The sequence below is a fragment of the Leptospiraceae bacterium genome (genome assembly GCA_016708435.1).
Taxonomy (GTDB): domain Bacteria; phylum Spirochaetota; class Leptospiria; order Leptospirales; family Leptospiraceae; genus UBA2033.
Window position 1 is genome coordinate 487,603 of record JADJFV010000001.1, and the last position, 18,150, is coordinate 505,752.

The 18,150-nt window shown below is 36.3% G+C and carries 19 protein-coding genes; 9 read left to right on the top strand and 10 right to left on the bottom strand.

What is annotated here, in order from left to right; genetic code table 11:
- Positions 1-41: 41 nt before the first annotated feature.
- Positions 42-773, top strand: a complete 732-nt coding sequence (locus IPH52_02400; protein ID MBK7053892.1) for an ABC transporter ATP-binding protein — start codon at positions 42-44, stop codon at positions 771-773.
- Positions 770-3,307, top strand: coding sequence for an ABC transporter permease (locus tag IPH52_02405; protein ID MBK7053893.1), 2,538 nt, complete (start codon positions 770-772; stop codon positions 3,305-3,307). The genes IPH52_02400 and IPH52_02405 overlap by 4 nt, the downstream gene beginning before the upstream one ends.
- Here the strand turns inward: IPH52_02405 and IPH52_02410 are convergent.
- The gene (locus IPH52_02410) at positions 3,299-4,477 is read right to left on the bottom strand and encodes a pyridoxal phosphate-dependent aminotransferase (protein MBK7053894.1); all 1,179 of its coding nucleotides are present in this window, start codon (positions 4,475-4,477) and stop codon (positions 3,299-3,301) included. The two genes, IPH52_02405 and IPH52_02410, sit on opposite strands and share 9 nt — an antisense overlap.
- A gap of 270 nt (positions 4,478-4,747) precedes the next feature.
- Here IPH52_02410 and IPH52_02415 point away from each other — a divergent pair, with 270 nt between their 5' ends.
- Positions 4,748-5,719: a leucine-rich repeat domain-containing protein gene (locus tag IPH52_02415; protein MBK7053895.1), complete on the top strand. Its 972-nt coding sequence runs from the start codon at positions 4,748-4,750 to the stop codon at positions 5,717-5,719.
- 34 nt (positions 5,720-5,753) lie between these two features.
- On the opposite strand, the gene IPH52_02420 is transcribed toward IPH52_02415, so the two are convergent.
- Positions 5,754-6,302, bottom strand: coding sequence for a hypothetical protein (locus IPH52_02420; GenBank protein MBK7053896.1), 549 nt, complete (start codon positions 6,300-6,302; stop codon positions 5,754-5,756).
- 90 nt (positions 6,303-6,392) lie between these two features.
- Here IPH52_02420 and IPH52_02425 point away from each other — a divergent pair, with 90 nt between their 5' ends.
- A complete protein-coding gene (locus IPH52_02425) occupies positions 6,393-7,619 on the top strand; it encodes an adenylate/guanylate cyclase domain-containing protein (protein ID MBK7053897.1) in 1,227 nt (408 codons plus the stop codon).
- Positions 7,620-7,842: 223 nt separating this feature from the next.
- On the opposite strand, the gene IPH52_02430 is transcribed toward IPH52_02425, so the two are convergent.
- Both IPH52_02430 and IPH52_02435 read right to left on the bottom strand, forming a co-directional pair.
- Entirely contained in the window at positions 7,843-9,147 is a 1,305-nt protein-coding gene (locus tag IPH52_02430; GenBank protein ID MBK7053898.1) for a pyridoxal phosphate-dependent aminotransferase, read from the bottom strand.
- Between the two features lie 2 nt (positions 9,148-9,149).
- A complete protein-coding gene (locus tag IPH52_02435; GenBank protein MBK7053899.1) occupies positions 9,150-9,782 on the bottom strand; it encodes a DedA family protein in 633 nt (210 codons plus the stop codon).
- A 113-nt stretch (positions 9,783-9,895) separates the two neighbouring features.
- Between IPH52_02435 and IPH52_02440 the strand changes: the two genes are divergently transcribed.
- From IPH52_02440 to IPH52_02460, 5 genes are all read left to right on the top strand, one after another.
- Complete coding sequence (locus IPH52_02440) at positions 9,896-10,627, top strand: SDR family NAD(P)-dependent oxidoreductase (GenBank protein MBK7053900.1); 732 nt, start codon at positions 9,896-9,898, stop codon at positions 10,625-10,627.
- A gap of 9 nt (positions 10,628-10,636) precedes the next feature.
- The gene (locus IPH52_02445; protein ID MBK7053901.1) at positions 10,637-12,064 is read left to right on the top strand and encodes an FAD-dependent oxidoreductase; all 1,428 of its coding nucleotides are present in this window, start codon (positions 10,637-10,639) and stop codon (positions 12,062-12,064) included.
- 381 nt (positions 12,065-12,445) lie between these two features.
- Positions 12,446-13,102 (top strand): hypothetical protein, encoded by a 657-nt coding sequence (locus IPH52_02450; protein MBK7053902.1) that lies wholly within the window; start codon positions 12,446-12,448, stop codon positions 13,100-13,102.
- Between the two features lie 42 nt (positions 13,103-13,144).
- Entirely contained in the window at positions 13,145-13,426 is a 282-nt protein-coding gene (locus IPH52_02455) for a hypothetical protein (GenBank protein ID MBK7053903.1), read from the top strand.
- 97 nt (positions 13,427-13,523) lie between these two features.
- Positions 13,524-13,775, top strand: coding sequence for a HigA family addiction module antidote protein (locus tag IPH52_02460; protein ID MBK7053904.1), 252 nt, complete (start codon positions 13,524-13,526; stop codon positions 13,773-13,775).
- Between the two features lie 192 nt (positions 13,776-13,967).
- On the opposite strand, the gene IPH52_02465 is transcribed toward IPH52_02460, so the two are convergent.
- Genes IPH52_02465 through IPH52_02490 form a run of 6 tightly spaced genes read right to left on the bottom strand, consistent with a single transcriptional unit; the run spans position 13,968 to position 18,120 of the window.
- Positions 13,968-14,702 carry a 1-acyl-sn-glycerol-3-phosphate acyltransferase gene (locus tag IPH52_02465; GenBank protein ID MBK7053905.1) on the bottom strand — a complete coding sequence of 245 codons (735 nt, stop codon included), beginning with the start codon at positions 14,700-14,702 and terminating at the stop codon, positions 13,968-13,970.
- A gap of 52 nt (positions 14,703-14,754) precedes the next feature.
- Positions 14,755-15,681: a YgcG family protein gene (locus IPH52_02470; protein ID MBK7053906.1), complete on the bottom strand. Its 927-nt coding sequence runs from the start codon at positions 15,679-15,681 to the stop codon at positions 14,755-14,757.
- A gap of 20 nt (positions 15,682-15,701) precedes the next feature.
- Complete coding sequence (locus IPH52_02475) at positions 15,702-15,992, bottom strand: hypothetical protein (protein MBK7053907.1); 291 nt, start codon at positions 15,990-15,992, stop codon at positions 15,702-15,704.
- Between the two features lie 12 nt (positions 15,993-16,004).
- Complete coding sequence (locus IPH52_02480; protein MBK7053908.1) at positions 16,005-16,949, bottom strand: septal ring lytic transglycosylase RlpA family protein; 945 nt, start codon at positions 16,947-16,949, stop codon at positions 16,005-16,007.
- A 12-nt stretch (positions 16,950-16,961) separates the two neighbouring features.
- A complete protein-coding gene (locus IPH52_02485) occupies positions 16,962-17,402 on the bottom strand; it encodes a hypothetical protein (protein ID MBK7053909.1) in 441 nt (146 codons plus the stop codon).
- Complete coding sequence (locus IPH52_02490) at positions 17,389-18,120, bottom strand: ParA family protein (GenBank protein ID MBK7053910.1); 732 nt, start codon at positions 18,118-18,120, stop codon at positions 17,389-17,391. Before IPH52_02490 ends, IPH52_02485 begins: the two co-directional genes overlap by 14 nt.
- Between the last annotated feature and the right edge of the window lie 30 nt (positions 18,121-18,150).

An 18,150-nucleotide genomic window follows, 5' to 3' on the forward strand; every position in this document is an offset into this window, starting at 1 on the left:
TCTCACCTAACAGCATTTTAAAGAAATAATCGAGGTTATCCTTGTTAGAACTAATCAATATCAATAAAAATTATACTTCGTCCGAGCATTCCCTTCACGTTTTAAAAAATATAAATATCAAAATCGAGCAGGGCGAATTTGTTGCAATCATGGGTCCGTCTGGATCAGGAAAATCCACTCTACTCGGAATCGCAGCCGGTCTGGACAGAGCCGATACGGGTGATGTAATTTTAGATTCAGTGAAAATGGGTGGCTTGAGTGAAGATGAGCTTGCAAAATTAAGAGCAGAGAAAGTCGGCTTTATCTTTCAAAATTTCCAATTGGTAAGAACGTTAAACGCAATAGAAAACGTTTCCCTTCCTCTAATTATCTCAACTAAGTTAAGCGAAAAAGAAATCAAACAAAAGGCAATGAGCTTACTTGAAAAAGTTTCTTTGGAGCATAGAGTCAGTCATTTTCCATCGCAATTATCCGGCGGAGAAGAACAGCGAGTAGCCATTGCTAGGTCTTTCATTAACAATCCAAAAATTCTATTTGCCGATGAACCAACCGGTAATTTAGATTCTAAAAACGGAAATGCGGTTATGAATATGTTAACCGCTCTAAACAAACAAAATAATTCTACCCTGATTGTTGTCACTCATGATCCCAAAGTTGCCGCCCTTGCCGATCGAATTTTAGAAATGGAGAACGGAGAAATTAAACAAAGAACGGGTAATGTGCGTATAACTCAAAAGCCCATTACTAAATCCAAAAAGAAGGGAAAGAAATGAAGTTGTCTTTCAAATCTAGATTAATTCTTCGTGAAATATTTTTAAGACCGGCGTATTCATTTCAATTTATATTGGCTGTTGCAATTGGAGTTGGTTCTGTTGTGGGAATCAATTCTTACAAACAAAATCTATATGAAGCAATTGGAAAAGAGTCTCGCACAATCATGGGGGGAGATCTTATGGTTGAATCCCCGTCAGCTTATTCAGAAGAAACAAAAGAATTTATAAAAGCAAATCTTCCAAATGAATCAAAGCTTTCTTACTCGGTAAATTTTGCCTCAATGATTTACACTCCTTCCAAGGAAACGTCACTTGCAACAGTAAAGGCTCTTGACGCATACTTCCCGTTATACGGTGAAGTGCAAACAAGTCCTGCCGGATTGTTCAGAACTCTCAAAAAAGAAGAAGTTCTTTTAGATGAGACTCTCGCTAAAAATTTAAAACTTAAATTTGGAGATACGGTCTTTATTGGAAATAAGAAATTCAGACTGAAAGGATTTGTAAAAAAAGAGCCCGGCTCTGTTGGAAGCTTTACATCTATGGCGCCTACCGCTATCATTACACCGAGCGGTTTAAAAGAAACAGGACTGGAAGCGAGAGGAAGCAGAATCCGATACAATGTTCTAGTTGCATTGCCAAATGGACTTGATTCAAAGAAATTCAAAGAAGATAATTTTAAAACATTTATCAACAAAGATTTAACTCTCTACCACAATACAGAAATCGGATCAGGCTCTCAGAGGTTTATCAATAGCACTTTTGATTACATGAGCTTACTCGGATTATCCGCTTTTTTTCTAGGATGTATTTCTATACTCATTTCTACTCGAACACGACTCAAAGAAAAGACTTCGGAAATTGCTGTCTTAAAATGTCTCGGTGCTTCCTCTTATTGGAATATTTCTATTTTTCTGAGAGAAATCTTTTTTCTTTCTGCAATTGGGACATTGATTGGAGTCAGCGTAGGTTACTTCATTCAATTTTACATTCCAGATTTGACTAGTTCTGATTTTCTTGCCGAAATCAAACCCAATATAAACATAAAATCTTTAGTCTGGGGGATATTCATTGGTATCCTCGTTCCTCTTATCATAGGTCTTGAGTCTATCTTAAAAATCAGCAGGCTTAGTCCTTTGTATGCAATTCGATCCGAGTTAGACGACAAAATAAAAATTCGTTTTATCCCAGATCTATTACAATTAATAGAAGTAATCGCAATTTATATTTTATTCTTTTTACTTGCAAGCTATGAAACAGGTGGGTTCTTAAAAGGTTTTATTTTAAGCGGAGTAATACTTTTACTCCCAATTATCTTGAGCATATTCTATCAATTATTTAGAATTCTAAGTCTGCAACTTTTGAAGCTTGGAATTTTTAGTAATTCGTTTCGGCTTGTCTTAAAGAAAATAAATCAAACAGGTAGCGGCTTGGCTCTTCCGATAATTGGAATCGGCTCAGCATTAACGATTCTACTTTTATCCCTTATATTAAAAACAAGCCTATTGAGTTTAAGCGGTATTAACCAATTGGAGCGTAGACCCAATGTATTCGCTATTGATATTCGGTCAGAGCAATTAGCCGATCTAAAGAAAATACAAAGAAAGTTTCCATCGAAGCAGATTTTAACTTCACCTGTCATCGGAGCAAGACTAGCAAGTATCAATAACAAGCCAATCAATAAAGAAGAAACTGAGAAGGATGCGGTTAAACGAGATTGGCGCTCGACAGCAAGAACCAGGGAATATTTCTTGTCTTATAGAAAAGAGCTTTATGATACAGAAAAAATCGTAGAAGGAAAATTCTGGGAAAATAAGGGAGAGGATGAAATTTCTGTCGAATATGAATTTGCTAAAACACTCGGCGTTAAGCTCGGTGATACACTTCAATTCAACGTGCAGGGAATTGAAATTTCGGGGAAAATAACGAATACCCGCAGTGTGAATTGGGCAGACATGAAGCCAAACTTTGTAGTTGTGTTTTCACCGGGTAATTTAGAATCGGCACCTTCTTATTATATCAGCGCATTTCTTTTGGAAAGTTCAGAAGATCGCTATCAATTTCAAAAAGACTTAATCGCAAAGGCTCCCAATATTACGGTGATTGATGTAGAGAAAGCAATTTTAAATTTCACTTCTATTCTAGAAAAAGTTTCGAGCATTATCGGTCTTATGACATCTTTCATCATCGTATCTGCCATTTTACTTTTAATTTCCTCTCTCTATTCAACCAAGCGACAACGAGAAGAAGAAACTTCTTTGCTGAGAGTGATTGGTGCTGTTTCTAGTTTTGTAGTTCGCATGTATTTAATAGAGGCAGTTTTCGTAGGAGTTTATGCATTTCTTTGTTCTTTGGTTCTATCACTCGGGGCAAACTATATATTATCCACTTATTTCTTAAATCTTAGGTATATCATCCCAGTCAATGAATTGCTGATTAGTTTTGCTTTGACGATTGGCATTATGCTTTTCGTATACTTTGTAAATCTAATAGGTTTATTTCGTAAGCCTGCCAAGGAATTCTTAAAATCAGTCTAGGCTGAGCAAAGAACAAATTCGCCTCATTCCTTCTTCGATCATTTCCGTAGACAGGATGAGGCTAATCACGATATAACTGCTATCAGGCATATCAAACATATATCCGGGATACACATACACTCCTCGTTCTTCTAATAAACGAAATGCAAATTCTTCGTCTTCCCATGGCTCCTTTAACTTCAATATCATATTCCAACCTCCATCGGGCAAAAAGAATTCAATGCCATTTTGTTCTTTCAATAGATCCGCAATTTGTAGAGAATTTATTTTAATTCGATTTTGAATTTGACTTTGTATTTTAAGAGATGTTTCGAGAAATGTTTCCAATCCTACCTGCACGGGAATATTTACCGAAAGATACGTATCAGAGATTATTTCTAAAGCTTCTTTCATTTGCCCTACAAAGATAGAACTGCCTGTGAGGTAAATCCAGGATAGCTTCATCTGAGGCAAAGCAAGCGTCTTAGACAAGCCATTGAGATAAATACAATTAGCCCCTTCATATGGATTAACACTGTAATAGCCTTCAAAGTAATCAGAGAAGACTTCGTCCACGATTAGTATTAAGTTATTTGTTTTAGCGATTAACATAAGATTAGCCGCATCTTCTCGATTTAATCTAGAGCCTGTTGGGTTGTGTGGCTCTACAATGACAATCGCCTTTGTATTTTCATTGATATTTTCTTTGAGACTTTTAAAATCTATTCTCCACAAAAGCTGATTGGATAGATTCGTTCTCTGAGGTATGATTGAATAATTCTTTGCTTTACAGTTCTCCAAATTAAAAATAAAATCATAGAGAGGATAACCGGGAGTAGGCAATAGAACTTCAGAATCAGGATTTGCAATTGCTTTTAACACAAAACTCATCGCCTCCGAAGTGCCAGAGGTAAAAAAGAAATTTCGCACATCCATTTTTCTTCCCTTCTCTTCATAGTATTTTACAAGTGCCAATCTTGCTTTTTCGATTCCTTGTGGATCAGGCTCATATGGAAAAAAAGACGCTTCCGTAAAAGCAGAGCGAATGAGAGACTCCTCATATTTGAAAAATAACGTTGGATTTGAAGAAGTTAAATCTATAAAATTGTTTTTACTCTTTGCGCTTTCTAATAATTTGGATAAATCGTTTAGGCTTCTTTCGAAATTAAATTTATCAGATAAATAGTTCATAGGAAAGTAAAAAGGGACATAAAATTTTTTGGCAAGAAGATTTTTTCAGGAAGTCTAATAGTAAACTCTTGAGTAAGACAAGTAATAATCGAAAACTATTCTTTTTTATCACTTCGATATTTAATGATTGCAAAATTATTTAAGTCTATTTAAATATATTACCCAATTGAATTGAAAATGCTTTGCGAAAAAAAAACTCTCCCTTAAATACATATGGGATTAAATTTAAAAATGATTCACACTGAAACAATCTTTTTTTGAGGAGCACCTATGCGTATTCTTTTTAGTTTTTTCATTTTTTCATTTCTATGGACTCATCTTTCGGCAGCCGAAGATGCTAAGAGTGACAGAACTGCCCTTGCGGAAATTTTAAAAAATGCGCATATATCGCAGACAGACGTAAAAAATGTCTCCAATTTAGAGAAAATGGAATTAGGAGATGAAAATCAAATTTCCTATGATCCAGTTTCGGGTAGAATTATTGGATTAAAATTGCATCTTACAGAATTTAATGACTTATCTCTATTATCCACTCTGACAGGGCTTACAGTTTTAATTATCTCAGGCGATGAAGGAATTACACAAATTAGTCAATTGCAAGGTCTGGAAAATCTTTCCAATCTAAAAGTTCTCTCTCTCAGAGAACACAAGATTCATAAAATAAAAGGATTACAAAACTTAAAGAATCTTGAGAAACTAGACTTGAGCATGAACGAAATTTCGAAAATTGAAGGTCTAGAAAATTTGAAAAGCTTAAAAAAACTAGAACTAGGCGACAACAAGCTTACTAAAATTGAAAATCTAAATTCACTGACTTATCTAGAAGAATTATACTTACATCGAAATCAAATTTTAAAATTAGAGAATATGGAATATCTGGTTAATCTGCGTATACTGCACGTCTACGAAAATGATTTATCAAGAATTGAAAATCTAGATAATTTGAGAAATTTAGAAGAATTAGAACTAGGAGTTTGTAAATTTCAAAGAATTGAAGGTTTAGCAAATCTAAGTAAATTAAAAATTCTAAAACTTTGGTATAACAAAATTGCTAAGATCGAAGGTCTCGACTCTCTTGTGAATTTGGAAACACTTGACCTAAGCAATAATCATATTTCTAAGATTGAGGGTATTGATAATTTGCCGGAGATTAAATTTGTAGATCTCACGAATAACAAGATAACAAACAAAAAAGCAGTTAAGAAATATTTGAATAAAAATATAATGATCGAACTCGAATAACGAATGACTCACCTTACACAAAGTGAATAAATAATTAGTCTTCTAATCGCATTCGAACTACATTGGTGTGATGGACATTGTGCTTTAAAAGAAAATAGCAAAATGTTCTAAGACTTCCACCTCCAAATAATCCTGAAAGAGAATCTAGCTCTTCTTCAGAACGTTTGGAAATTTGTCTAATTACTTTTTCTGCAGATACTAAGATCAATTGAAGAAGCTTAGCTTTTTCTTGTGCATTAAAGGAATTATTTTTTTGATACTTTCCATAGCTTGTTATACCATGTCGATTCGTTGGATCGAGTTGTTCTATCGTGGGTTGCTTGGCTTTTGGTTTTCCGCGAAGCTTCAAGATATAAGTAGGAAGCCCGAACCATTTAGCAAAAATATTATTTGTGCTGATAACGTGTTTCATATTTCTACGAACACTCCATCCATCGGGAATTGCATCACCAGTAAAAACATCGTCCGGTAATTCTTTGTAGAAATTGACAAGAGCTTGATTGACTTCTAGAACTTGCTTACAGAGTTCTTCTTTGGTTTTGCATGGATAGATTGTAGGTAATGTTTGCACAATGATAATCATTTTAGAGAAGCTAAAACCTGCAAACTGTTTTTACAAAAACAAATCTAGTTTTTTTGATTGAAAAATGACATAGATGCTAAAAATAAAAATATGCTACAACTACTTTGGAATCAACTCGCCTATCAGGGTGTTCTCTATCTGTCAGATATCACCGAGCATAAACATGTCGTTTTAATCAATACACTTTCCTTGTTTATTCCGGTATTTACTCTTTTAAATTTGCTAACAGTTATTTCTCTTGGAGTTCCAAGCCTCTATATTTATTTTTCTCTTGCTTATATGTTTCTCTTACCATTGACAATTGCATTTAACGCTTGCGGTAAAATTCTGTTTGCCCGAATCTATTTATTCTTCATCTCAACATGCTATTTAATAATGCTAGCATTTTTACAAGGAAATCAAGCAAGAGCACATTTCTTTTTATTAGCGGAAGCACTTGTCACATACTTCTTATTTCCCGCTCATCAAAAAAAAATAATGCATTGCTTAGTAGGATTTCTCTTTTTACTATTCATTGGGCTGGACTTTTGGCACGATGATATGATTGGGTTAATGATACAATCCCCTGAGAGATTAAAAATTGCTAGCTTCGTCACTGATGCTTCCTTCGCAATCATTCTATTAGGCTTTGCATTCTACATTCATATTACATTTCAGAAAACAGAATCCTTCATGCGACTCGAACATGACAAATCCGAAAAACTTTTACAAAATATTTTACCCTTGTCTATTATAAAAAAATTAAGGGACAATCCAGATACTATCGCAGAAAGATTTGAAGATTGCACAGTCCTATTTTCTGATATTGTAGGATTTACACAAATGTCAAAATCTATGCCGGCAGTTTCCGTAGTCTCTCTTTTGAATGAAATCTTTTCTCGCTTTGATGATCTCGCAGAAAAATACAATTTAGAAAAAATTAAAACGATAGGCGACGCATATATGGTAGTAGGCGGTCTACCTGAGCCTGATGAAAATCATGTAGAAAAAATAGCAAGTTTCGCACTGGAAATGTTAGACGTTATCCGCGACTATAGACAAAAAAACAATGTTCAGTTAGAACTTCGAATTGGAATTAATTCAGGTGCTGCAGTAGCGGGAGTAATTGGCAAAAAGAAATTTATCTATGATCTATGGGGTGATAGCGTCAACACTGCTTCTAGAATGGAATCCCATGGACTCCCAGGACAAATCCAAGTTTCAGAATCAACCTACATTCGGATTAAACATTTATTTCAATTTGAAGATAGAGGAAATATGGAAGTAAAAGGTCTAGGACTAGTTCGGAGTTATCTATTAACCGCAAAGCCGATGTAGAATCTTTTCTATTTTTTCTCTTGAATTTTTAATAAGGGGTTGTGTAAAAAGAAGATTTTTTCACACAAAACCGCGAAGGTGCAAAGAATAGAGTTAATAGCGTTAGCGAAATCAATACTCTTTGCGTTCTCTGCGGCTCAACTCAATGCTGCTTATTTGGGAAGCAACATAATGTGACACCTTTCTTTTGCTTTTACACCATCTCTTACTCTGTTAAAGTTGTTTATACTGTTCCTAGATATGTTTTAATGCTGTCGCGGATAGTCGTGAATACCCACTCGAACTTAGCAGGATCTTCTTCAAGAAGCGTTACGCGAAATCCATCCTTATTACAGCAAAAAGAAGAAATGGGAACCACACAAATTCCTGTAGAAGCAAGTAAGTTTAATACAAAGCGTCTATCGTTTGCGATATTCTTTAGCATTGGTTGGATGTAATCACTAGCAGCCGCATTGGCAATCGGAAGACTCATCTTATCATTTAGAATTCCATCTTCAAATAGAACAGTTAAGAAAAATCCTCCCTTTGGTTCAACAACACGAATTCCTTTTGTATTGGCGAGGATACTCACGGCTTTGTGCGCACGCTCTTTGTATTTGTGGTTGCGCTCATTTAAGTGAGGAATGAATTTTGGGGATGCATATATTTCTGGAATTGCCATTTGCGGCAGAGTAGTCGAGCATACTTCTAGCATCTTTGCGTCGAGCAAAGTCTTTATATACCGCTCGAAAAGTGGATCATTCTTGCGATTAAATACTTCTATCCAACCACAGCGCGAACCAGGCCAGGGAAGTTCTTTCGAAATAGAACGAAGAGCCATTCCACAGACTTTATCGCCAATTACTTCTGATAGATGAATGGAACCAGAACCAGAATAATTTACATGCGCATAAGTCTCATCACAAATTAAAATGCAGTCGTATTTTTCACAGATTTTTACAATCTCTCGCATGATTTCTTTGCTGTAAACTGCGCCAGTAGGATTATCGGGGTTAATGAGCAGTATCCCTGCGATGGAATCGTTATAACGGACTTTGTTTTCAATGTCCTGTATGTCTGGCATCCAGTTATTGTCTGGATTTAATTCATAGGTTAAATGTTCGTAGCCGCTATGAGCTGCTTCCGCAGAAGAATAAGTAGAGTAAGCAGGACTTGGTCCAAGGATACGAGCTTCTCTTCTCATGAAACCAAAAATTTTTGCAACAGCATCACCAAGTCCGTTGAAAAATAAAATATCATCAAGAGTAATCTTAACTCCATCACGCTCATTTACTTTTTCTGCTAGGAACTTACGCGTGTTTTCCGCTCCTTGCGTTGCTGTGTAAGCCCAACTTAAATCTTTCTGGACTAAGTTGGATACAATCTCTTTGATCCAAGGGGCGATATGCTCTCCCTTTTGAACTGGGTCGCCAATATTTTCCCAAGTAATTTGAACTCCTAACTTTTCGAGTTGTTTACCAACTCCTACAATTTGACGAATCTCGTAAATTAATTCGTCAGCTCCTGGATGAACAATATTTCTTCTCATGATTATGCCGTCTTCTTACTATTTCTAAAATACTCAATCACTGCTGGCATTACTGAGATAATGATGATTCCAAAAATTACATAGGTGAAATTTTTTCTAACTTCAGGATGATTTCCTACAAAGTATCCAGCGATTAGAAAAATGCTAATCCAGAGAAGTCCGCCTACAATATTATACATGATAAACTTTGAGTAATTCATTGTGCCAATGCCGGCAACGAAGGGAGCAAAGGTGCGGACAATCGGTATAAACCGCCCGATGATGATTGTCTTACCGCCATACTTATCATAAAAATCTTGCGTCTTCTTGAGATGATCTTTATTTATGAAATGAATTGTTTCAAGCTTTGGCTCAAGGAATTTTCCAATCCAATAATTAACCGTATCACCTAGAATTGCGGCTATCGCAAGTATAAAGAAAAGTAAAAATACATCGAGTGTCCCTCTTGCGGCAATTGCACCAATTGCAAAAAGAAGGGAGTCGCCTGGAAGAAAAGGAGTCACAACAAGTCCTGTCTCCGCAAATATAATTAAAAATAATATGACGTATGTTAGTGTTCCGTATTCGGTTGTAATTGCATCTAGATGTCTATCTATGTGTAATATGAAATCAATAGTTCCTTTGATAAATTCCATTTTGCCCTCTTGTTAATTACATAAAATCAAACGTTTAGTTTCTGAAAATAGAAAATTTTTCCTTGTCAGATAATAGTTTTCTAGCTGTTAGTATCCATAAGGACTATTTAAGCATGTCAAAAAAAGTTATCGTTGTTGGAGCCTCAAGCGGGATTGGTGCTGAGATTGCGAAGGAGTTATTAAAATCCGGAGCCTATGTAACACTCATTGCACGTAGAGAAGAAGAGTTACATAAGCTAGTTGCAGAAATTCCTTCTTCTAAATACTGCATAATCAAACATGATGTTTCTCACTTTGCAGAAGCTCCAAAATTTTTTGCAGATGCCGTTAAAATCATGGAAGGTCTAGATGAAATTTATTATTGCGCTGGAATATTAGAAAAAGTTGCAATCGATGAATTCTCTGTTGAAAAAGACATTCGCATGTTGACAATCAATACACTCGGCGCTGTAGCGTGGCTGAATTCGGCAGCAGAAATTTTTCAAAAGAAAAATTCTGGTAAGATAATTGGAATCTCTTCCATTGCAGGAGACCGAGGACGTGTCGGTAGTCCAGCGTATAACACGAGTAAGGCGGCACTCAATACTTATCTAGAAAGTCTCCGCAATCGCTTATCAAGGAAAGGCATACAAGTATTAACCGTAAAACCAGGCTTCATTGATACTGATATGACAAAAGGAATGCAAGGCTTATTCTGGTTAATCTCGGCGAATACAGCGGCAAAGATAATATTAAAAGCAGCGGCTAACGGCAAAGAAAATATTTACGTCCCCGCAAGATGGGCATTAGTCGGACTCATAATAAGAATGATTCCCTCATTTATTTTCAAGAAACTCAATGTATAGGACTCTTACATGAACGAAAACACAGCAATCTATTTTCCAATTACAAATCCAGAAAAAGTCGAGACATGGGGAATGAATCTTTATTCTTTGAGTCGAGTCTTTCGTCCAAGAACAGAGCGAGAAATTCGAGATGTATTCGCATATGCACTTGCAAATAAAACAAAGATTACTTTTCGCGGTGGTGGTTGCAGTTATGGAGATGCTTCTATCAACAATGCGGGCTTCGTAGTTGATATGGGGCAGTTTAATAAAATACTTAGCTTCGATGAGGCAACTAGTATATTAACCGCTCAGTCCGGTGTAACGATAAAACAACTCTGGGAATATTGTATCGAGAAAGGATTCTGGCCTCCCGTTGTAAGTGGAACTATGATGCCGACGTTAGGCGGTGCACTCTCCATGAATATACACGGGAAAAATAATTTTGCAGTCGGACCAATTGGAGAGCATGTTATAGAGTTTACTTTTCTTACTCCGAGTGGGGAGTTGATTAAATGCACGAAAGAATCTAACAAAGAACTATTTTATACTTTCATCAGTGGACTTGGAATGCTTGGTTGTTTTATTGAAATTAAAATCAAGATGAAAAAAATCTACGCCGGTAAAATGAAAGTAACCCCGATTCCAGTAAAGAATTTAAAAGAAATGATTTCTGAATTTGAAAAAAATCTTCCTGATTCTGATTATTTAGTTGGTTGGGTAGATGCATTTGGCTCTGGTGACGGAGTTGGCCGTGGTTTGATTCATAGGGCGGATAATCTCAAAGCAGGGGAAGATAAAGATTTTCCTTCAAATTGTAAATTAGAAAAACAAAATCTTCCATCTACTTTTTTTGGCTTAATACCAAAGTCTTGGATGTGGATGTTTCTATATCCGTTTTCTAATTCTCTCGGAATGAGACTTGTGAATTACGCGAAGTATGCGCTAGGATTTCTTTCTAGAAAGCCCTATATGCAAGGTCATGCAGAATTTGCTTTTCTACTCGACTATGTTCCTAATTGGAAATTCATTTACAAGCCTGGGTCAATGATCCAATACCAAGTCTTTATTCCAGAGGAAAATGCGTTAGCCGGAATGACGGAAGTTTTAACCCATTGCCAAAAGCGTGGATTCGTTTCTTTTCTCGCTGTATTCAAGCGTCATCGTAAAGACCAATTTCTTTTTACTCATAGCGTCAACGGTTACTCGATGGCGATGGATTTTCCTGTAACAAAAAGCAACAAAGAGAAACTCTGGAAGATGTGTTCTGAACTAGACGAAATTGTTCTAAAAAACAAAGGCAGATTCTATTTCGCCAAAGACAGCACATTACGCCCCGAAACCGCTGAGCGTTACCTCACTAAAGACGCCATCAACAAATTCAAAGCTTTAAAAGCAAAGTTTGATCCTAACTCTATCCTGCAATCGGATTTGTATAAGCGGGTATTTGGGGGATAATAAAAGATTACCATGCGAAGGCGTAGGTCGCGAATACTTGGAGCGAAGGGGGGAATGGACACCGAGAAAGACGATGTGCACCGATTGTTTGTTTTTGACGGTTTAATCGCGCTTTGTCTGTCATCCCCGAATTCTTTTATCGGGGATCTCAATGTCTAAAAAGGTTTAGCCCCGCCATTTCGAACCACTCGACAACGTGGTCGATGCGTTAGCATCGTGTTGAACGTTGAAGGTGAGAAATCTATTTTCCTTAATGCGAATTGGTTGGTTTCGATTTGACAGAATTTAATTTAGATTTTATTCGTAGTGTAGGGGTTGAATATATTCAACCCCTACTCGTAAAATGTCAAACATTTTACGAATAACAAAAATTACCCGCTCATGAAAAAAATTTCTTTACTCTTAATCTTTTGTTTTTTGTTTCAGGGGTGTGCTTTGTCTGGTTTATCCATTGGCATTGTAAAAGATGATTCGAGAAAAGATAAAGAGTCAGTAAAAAATAAATCCTGTAACTTTGAAGAAGTTCTTTCGCAAAAAGCAGTAGATATGCGAAAGTTTTATTCGAATAGATTTTTGCTTGCAGGTTCCATAATGGATGTAGGATTGAGTGCTTATTATTTCATAACTTTCAATCCCAAAGGATTTGTATTATTTGCGACCGGAGTTTATGCATTTTATTCGCTGATTTTTTTGGGCATGGCTTCAGAGTCTATTAAGGATGAAGCATCGGCTATTTATCTTGCTGGTTGGCATCAGGATTATGGAACTGAATGTAAAGAAGAGCATTTTGGTTTTTCATTTCAAAATGAAGACCAATTGATACAATCAGAAAAACTTTTTCTAAAAGCAATTCTAAATTATCCGCACGATTACGATATTTCCCAAGATCAAAATTTCTCTACCTTCCAAAAAGATTTTTTACGAAATTATAAAATCCAAACTTATTCTAAAGGCAATTACTTCTACCACTACATCCATTACCCCGGCGGCAAGGCAAAGTTTGAAGAAGACTTCGGAAAGTATTTGTATAAGCCGTAAAAATGATTTGCCTTTTTTGTAGAAGTATGTTTGGATGAAAGTATGAGAGCTATTGAAACCCAAATCAATGTGAAAGAAGTTGGGGAAGCGATTCTTACACTTCCTAAAGACCTAAGCCCTGGAAAATATAAAGTAGTAATTGTTGTTTACGAAGAAAAAGAGGATGACCTTTCTTTATCTCCCGAAATAGACAGAGCTTATAAGGCTGAAATTGATCGACGACTTGAGGCTAACGAGAAAAATCCGCAACCCGAATATACTATGGAAGAAGTAATTCAAAGAATGGAGACAAGGATTGGGCGAAAAATACAAATTAAATCGTGATGCCGAAAATGATTTGAATGAAGCTTTTGATTATTGGTATTTGGCATAAGAGCCGAAATCCGGCAAAGCTCCAGGAGAGAATGGATAAGGAAGAAAAATGAAAAAATTACCCAATATACATCCAGGCGAAATCTTATCAGAAGAATTCTTAATTCCTATGGGTATTTCTGCGTATAGACTCGCAAAGGAAACAAAAATCAATCCAACTAGAGTCAACGAAATTGTCAACGGCAAACGCGGAATATCCGTTGATACTGCGTTACGATTTTATATACCAAACGTAAAAAGTAAATTTCCACGAGGACTTTCTATGAGTAGTGTTTGGTATAGACCGAACACATTTTCTTGAGTTAGAAATGTGCAATTACTTTTGGCGTTCAGTATAAGTTCTTCGGTAACTCTGTAGAATTTTGGATGGGCATTCAAGATGAATTCGAAATCCGAGAAGTAAAATATCTAAGCAGCTAAGCGAAATTAAATCCTACAAAGAACTTGCGCTGGTATAGAATAATTTTTTATTACTGGCTGTGTCAAATTTTCATTACCCACTTACCCTATCCAATTCTTCCTGTATCTTATTTCTAACTAGTTCGCATAATTCTTCCGAGGATAATGATGCGAAATCGCTGTAGGGTATTTCAGGAAGAACTGTGATACTCATAGGATGTTTGCCTTGTAGCTCGATTCCGCCTTTTGGTAGAGCGTGGGCTGTGCCTTTGATTACAATTGGTAAAATTGCAGTCTTTGTTTCTTTTGCGATTTCAAATGCACCTAGTTTAAAGGCACGCATAATACCGTCAAGAGAGCGAGTTCCTTCTGGAAAAATCATGATTGAGTTTTGATTCGCAATCGTCTTTGCGCAATCTTTCATCATCTTTGCATTGCTTTTTACTTTTCCTCTATCTAGTTCGATATAATCATTCAAGCGCATATTCCATCCAATGAATGGAATTTTAAAATTCTCAATTTTGGAAACCCATTTGAAATGAGAGAAGAGTCGAAATAAAATAAGAATGTCGAGAAGAGATTGATGATTGGATACGCAAACATAAGTTTTCTTCGAATCAATATGCTCTCTTCCATAAATTTTCAAAATCCAAAGTGGATTGAGCCAGGAATAGAGTGAAGCCCAGAAGCTTGTGAATTGATGTAAGAGCCATTTTCTTTTTCTGTCGAATATAAGCGACAAACTCCAAATAGCCACCGCTATAAAAAAGAAAAGAATCGAAGTGATTGTTACGAAACCCCAAAAGAGAAAAGAGAATATTTTATTCATAAGTAAGCCAAAGCAATTCTAATTGAGATGGTTAAAAAGAAAGCAGAAAATTTTACCAATCTCCAGAAGCACCACCACCACCGAAACTTCCACCGCCTCCGCCAAAGCTATCACTCGATGAACTACTCCAACTACTATCAGAGGAACTGCTCGACCAACTACTAGAAGAAGAACTACCCCAACTAGAGCGTCTGCTAAAAAGGCGAATAAGGAGTAAAAACAGGATAAAGCTTATTATCCCCGCTAAGGGAATGAATAAAGTAGAGAAATTTCCTGCTGCCAATACACCCATTTGAATGATTGCGCCGACTAATGCAAATATTCCGCTAATGAACCACTGACCGAATCCACCGGAAGAAAATCCAGAGGCAAAGGAAGAGCCAAATACTATAATTAAAAAAGCTATCGTTGCAATTCCGCCCAATGTATCACCTATCGAATCTGGTTCTTGCTTAGGCTCAGAATCTGGCTTGGGTAATTCTTCTCCGTTCACTCGTTTGATGATACTGTCTGTTGCTTTATCAATTCCTTCATAATAATTTCCAGCTTTAAAACTAGGGCGCATTTGTTCGGAAATGATTCGTTTGCAAATTACATCCGGCAAGGCGCTTTCTAATCCATAGCCTACTTCGATTCGCATTTTACGGTCATTCTTAACGACTAATAAGAGTATGCCGTCATCTATTTTTTTTCTTCCGAGCTTCCATTCTTCTACTACTCGAAGGGAAAATTGCTCTATCGATTCTCCATCTGTAGTTGGAATCACCAGGATAGCTAGTTGTGATCCCTTTTGGGATTCGAGATTTTTTAGTTTTTCCTCTAATGCATTTACTTGGTCTTGATTTAAAACTCCAACTTGGTCAATCACCCTTCCACTTAATTCTGGAATTTTTACTTCGGAAAGCAAAGAAGATGTAGAAAGTATTAAAGCTCCTAGAAAAAATACTATTGAGAGAAAGTATTTTTTCCTAAGCAAAATGAAAAGATACCGGTTAATGACTAGTATCCTGATGTAGTGGGATATCCCGAATAGCCGCCAGTAGCCGAGCCTGTTGCTGGCGAAGCGGGAGGTGTTCCTACTGCACCTGCTGTCGTATTTCCTGCTGCTCCTGTGGAATTCGTGCTACTGACTGTGCTTGGTTGTCGGTAAGTATTGGAAGTAGAATTTGTTTCGTTATTGTCAATCAAATCTCTGATTGGTTGATTATTGCTTGGACTTTCTAGCTGCATATTGTCATTGCACTGGATCATAAAAAGAACAAAGGAAAAAATTAGAATTTTCTGAATCATTTTAAATCTCCTTTAGGGAAGGTCTTTATTTTCAGGATATTTCTTTATGAGATAGTCCCGATTTTTTTCTCTTAGTTTATTTACTTCGGGTGTTGTATCTTCTTCTTGCGGATAATCCCCAATTAACACTCTGTAGTTTGTGCCACTTGGCTCTTTATCTGCTTTTATAAAAATTTTGCTAAATCCCATATCTGTTAGAATCTTACAAAACTTTAATGTGTTGAATATATGAGAAAAGGAACCTACTTGAATTCCGTATCCTTTCGGATTTTGAATCATACCATGCAGATTATAGATATAACCCGCTTTGAATATTTCAGAGGAAGCTTCTTTAAAATCTACCGTTTGTTTTTCTGGCTCTACTTTCGGCAAATCTGTCGTATGCGCTGCGATGGTCTTACTAGGATGTGAATCATTCGTTGTGGTCTTCGCACTCGCTTCGGGCTCATTTGATTTGGAATCATGTTTAATCGGATCAGCCTTCTCAGGTTTTGTTTCTGTTTTTGCAGGTAGAACAACTACTGAATCAGACCCAGGAGTTTTATTAGGCTTAGCCGTTGAAGTAGGAGTAGCTGTAGACTTAGCATCTTTTGCCGGTTCATTTGGTAATTCTACGACTTCTATTGTTACGTTGGCGACACCCTGTGAAATCATATCTAGTTCTTTTGCAGCAGCCTTAGAGACATCTAAAATTCTTACATGATGAAAAGGACCGCGATCATTGATTCGAACTACTACCGTTTTATTGTTTTTTAAGTTTGTTACTTTTATTTTAGTATTGAGAGGTAAATCACGATGAGCCGCAGTATAGGCATACATATCATACTTTTCACCACTATTTGTTTTTGCTCCATGAAATCTATCGTTATAGAAAGATGCTTTTCCAGATTGCGTAAAGCCTACCTGTGCAAATAGTTGAGAAAAAGTAAAAAGAAAAAATAAAATTAGATAACGCATATTAACCTCTCATTAAAGAATTCGCAGTTTAATTAATTCCTTAATCACTGCTTTTGTCATATCCCCCACAATGGGAAGATTCCATATGTATGGAATTGTAAAATCAACAACTATACTATCATCTTCTGTGCGACTTCTTCCTCCGTCAACAAAATCCTGCCAACGAATCAAATCGAGTTTAAAACGAATATGAACACCTTCACTTCCTTCAAAGGGGGTAATAGCATTTACCTTCTTGAGTTCGATCGCCTTGTCTTGGATATTTTTATCAATGCTATCAATGACTTCGAATGCTTTGTCTACTCTTGCCTTTGGTGATCGAGTAACGGGAGCTTTCTTTGGCTTTGGAGTTTTTTCTTCAGCAGAAGTTTTCTCAATCGGTGGTTGATTTTCCGTCTGCATGGATGGATCAATCGAACTATCCAGTTTTTTTCTTTTCTTAGGCACTGTCATGAGTTTTCTCCGCTAATTTTTGCATGATAGAATGAGCGATGCATTCAATATCTTCAACTGCACGCGCTCCTCCTACATATAATCTTTTATTATTTTTAATAGAATCCACATATTCAAGAAGATTCGTTCCTTCTCGATTGAAATTTTCATAAATAGAACGAAATGGATATACTACTTCGAGGCAACCCACGTAATCCGGTAAAATATCTTTAAAATAATCAATGACTTTTTCTTTGTTGGATTGTGCATTCGTAAAAGTAGGTAGTATAAAAAAGTTTCCTTTCTTTATCGGATAAGAGCGAATAATCTCTTTGATGATAGGAAGAAGATTATCCGCGAACGCAGACTCGTCGTTAGTCGAAGTTCTCATTGGGATAACAATTATATCTGAAATAGCACAAGCAAATTTTGTGTGCAGCTTACTCGTGCTCTCTCCTGGAATATCTAAGACTAATAACTCGTTATGCGTAGCGATGTTTTTAATTCCATCTTGAATTACTTCTTTTTGTGTGCTAGAAATATGATGAAAGGAAACGTTATCCGAATTACGGTTCTCCTCTGTTCTTTCTTGCCACCAGTTTTTTAGAGTTCCCTGCGGGTCTAATTCTACTAATGCAATTGATTTGAATTTGTCATGGAAGGCTTTTGAAAAAGTCGTATTGACTGCAAGAGTGCTTTTCCCTGTTCCGCCTTTAGTTTGCACGAAGCTGATAATCATAATTTTTATATCCGAGAGTTTATTTACAGA

Excerpts from the sequence above, each read along its gene's own strand:
- IPH52_02435 (MBK7053899.1), bottom strand. The coding sequence starts at position 9,782 with ATGGAATTTATCAAAGGAACTATTGATTTCATATTACACATAGATAGA.
- IPH52_02425 (MBK7053897.1), top strand. The coding sequence starts at position 6,393 with ATGCTACAACTACTTTGGAATCAACTCGCCTATCAGGGTGTTCTCTAT.
- IPH52_02485 (MBK7053909.1), bottom strand. The coding sequence starts at position 17,402 with ATGACAGTGCCTAAGAAAAGAAAAAAACTGGATAGTTCGATTGATCCA.
- IPH52_02410 (MBK7053894.1), bottom strand. The coding sequence starts at position 4,477 with ATGAACTATTTATCTGATAAATTTAATTTCGAAAGAAGCCTAAACGAT.
- IPH52_02405 (MBK7053893.1), top strand. The coding sequence starts at position 770 with ATGAAGTTGTCTTTCAAATCTAGATTAATTCTTCGTGAAATATTTTTA.
- IPH52_02440 (MBK7053900.1), top strand. The coding sequence starts at position 9,896 with ATGTCAAAAAAAGTTATCGTTGTTGGAGCCTCAAGCGGGATTGGTGCT.
- IPH52_02480 (MBK7053908.1), bottom strand. The coding sequence starts at position 16,949 with ATGCGTTATCTAATTTTATTTTTTCTTTTTACTTTTTCTCAACTATTT.
- IPH52_02430 (MBK7053898.1), bottom strand. The coding sequence starts at position 9,147 with ATGAGAAGAAATATTGTTCATCCAGGAGCTGACGAATTAATTTACGAG.
- IPH52_02475 (MBK7053907.1), bottom strand. The coding sequence starts at position 15,992 with ATGATTCAGAAAATTCTAATTTTTTCCTTTGTTCTTTTTATGATCCAG.
- IPH52_02450 (MBK7053902.1), top strand. The coding sequence starts at position 12,446 with ATGAAAAAAATTTCTTTACTCTTAATCTTTTGTTTTTTGTTTCAGGGG.
- IPH52_02420 (MBK7053896.1), bottom strand. The coding sequence starts at position 6,302 with ATGATTATCATTGTGCAAACATTACCTACAATCTATCCATGCAAAACC.
- IPH52_02465 (MBK7053905.1), bottom strand. The coding sequence starts at position 14,702 with ATGAATAAAATATTCTCTTTTCTCTTTTGGGGTTTCGTAACAATCACT.
- IPH52_02460 (MBK7053904.1), top strand. The coding sequence starts at position 13,524 with ATGAAAAAATTACCCAATATACATCCAGGCGAAATCTTATCAGAAGAA.
- IPH52_02415 (MBK7053895.1), top strand. The coding sequence starts at position 4,748 with ATGCGTATTCTTTTTAGTTTTTTCATTTTTTCATTTCTATGGACTCAT.
- IPH52_02490 (MBK7053910.1), bottom strand. The coding sequence starts at position 18,120 with ATGATTATCAGCTTCGTGCAAACTAAAGGCGGAACAGGGAAAAGCACT.
- IPH52_02455 (MBK7053903.1), top strand. The coding sequence starts at position 13,145 with ATGAGAGCTATTGAAACCCAAATCAATGTGAAAGAAGTTGGGGAAGCG.
- IPH52_02445 (MBK7053901.1), top strand. The coding sequence starts at position 10,637 with ATGAACGAAAACACAGCAATCTATTTTCCAATTACAAATCCAGAAAAA.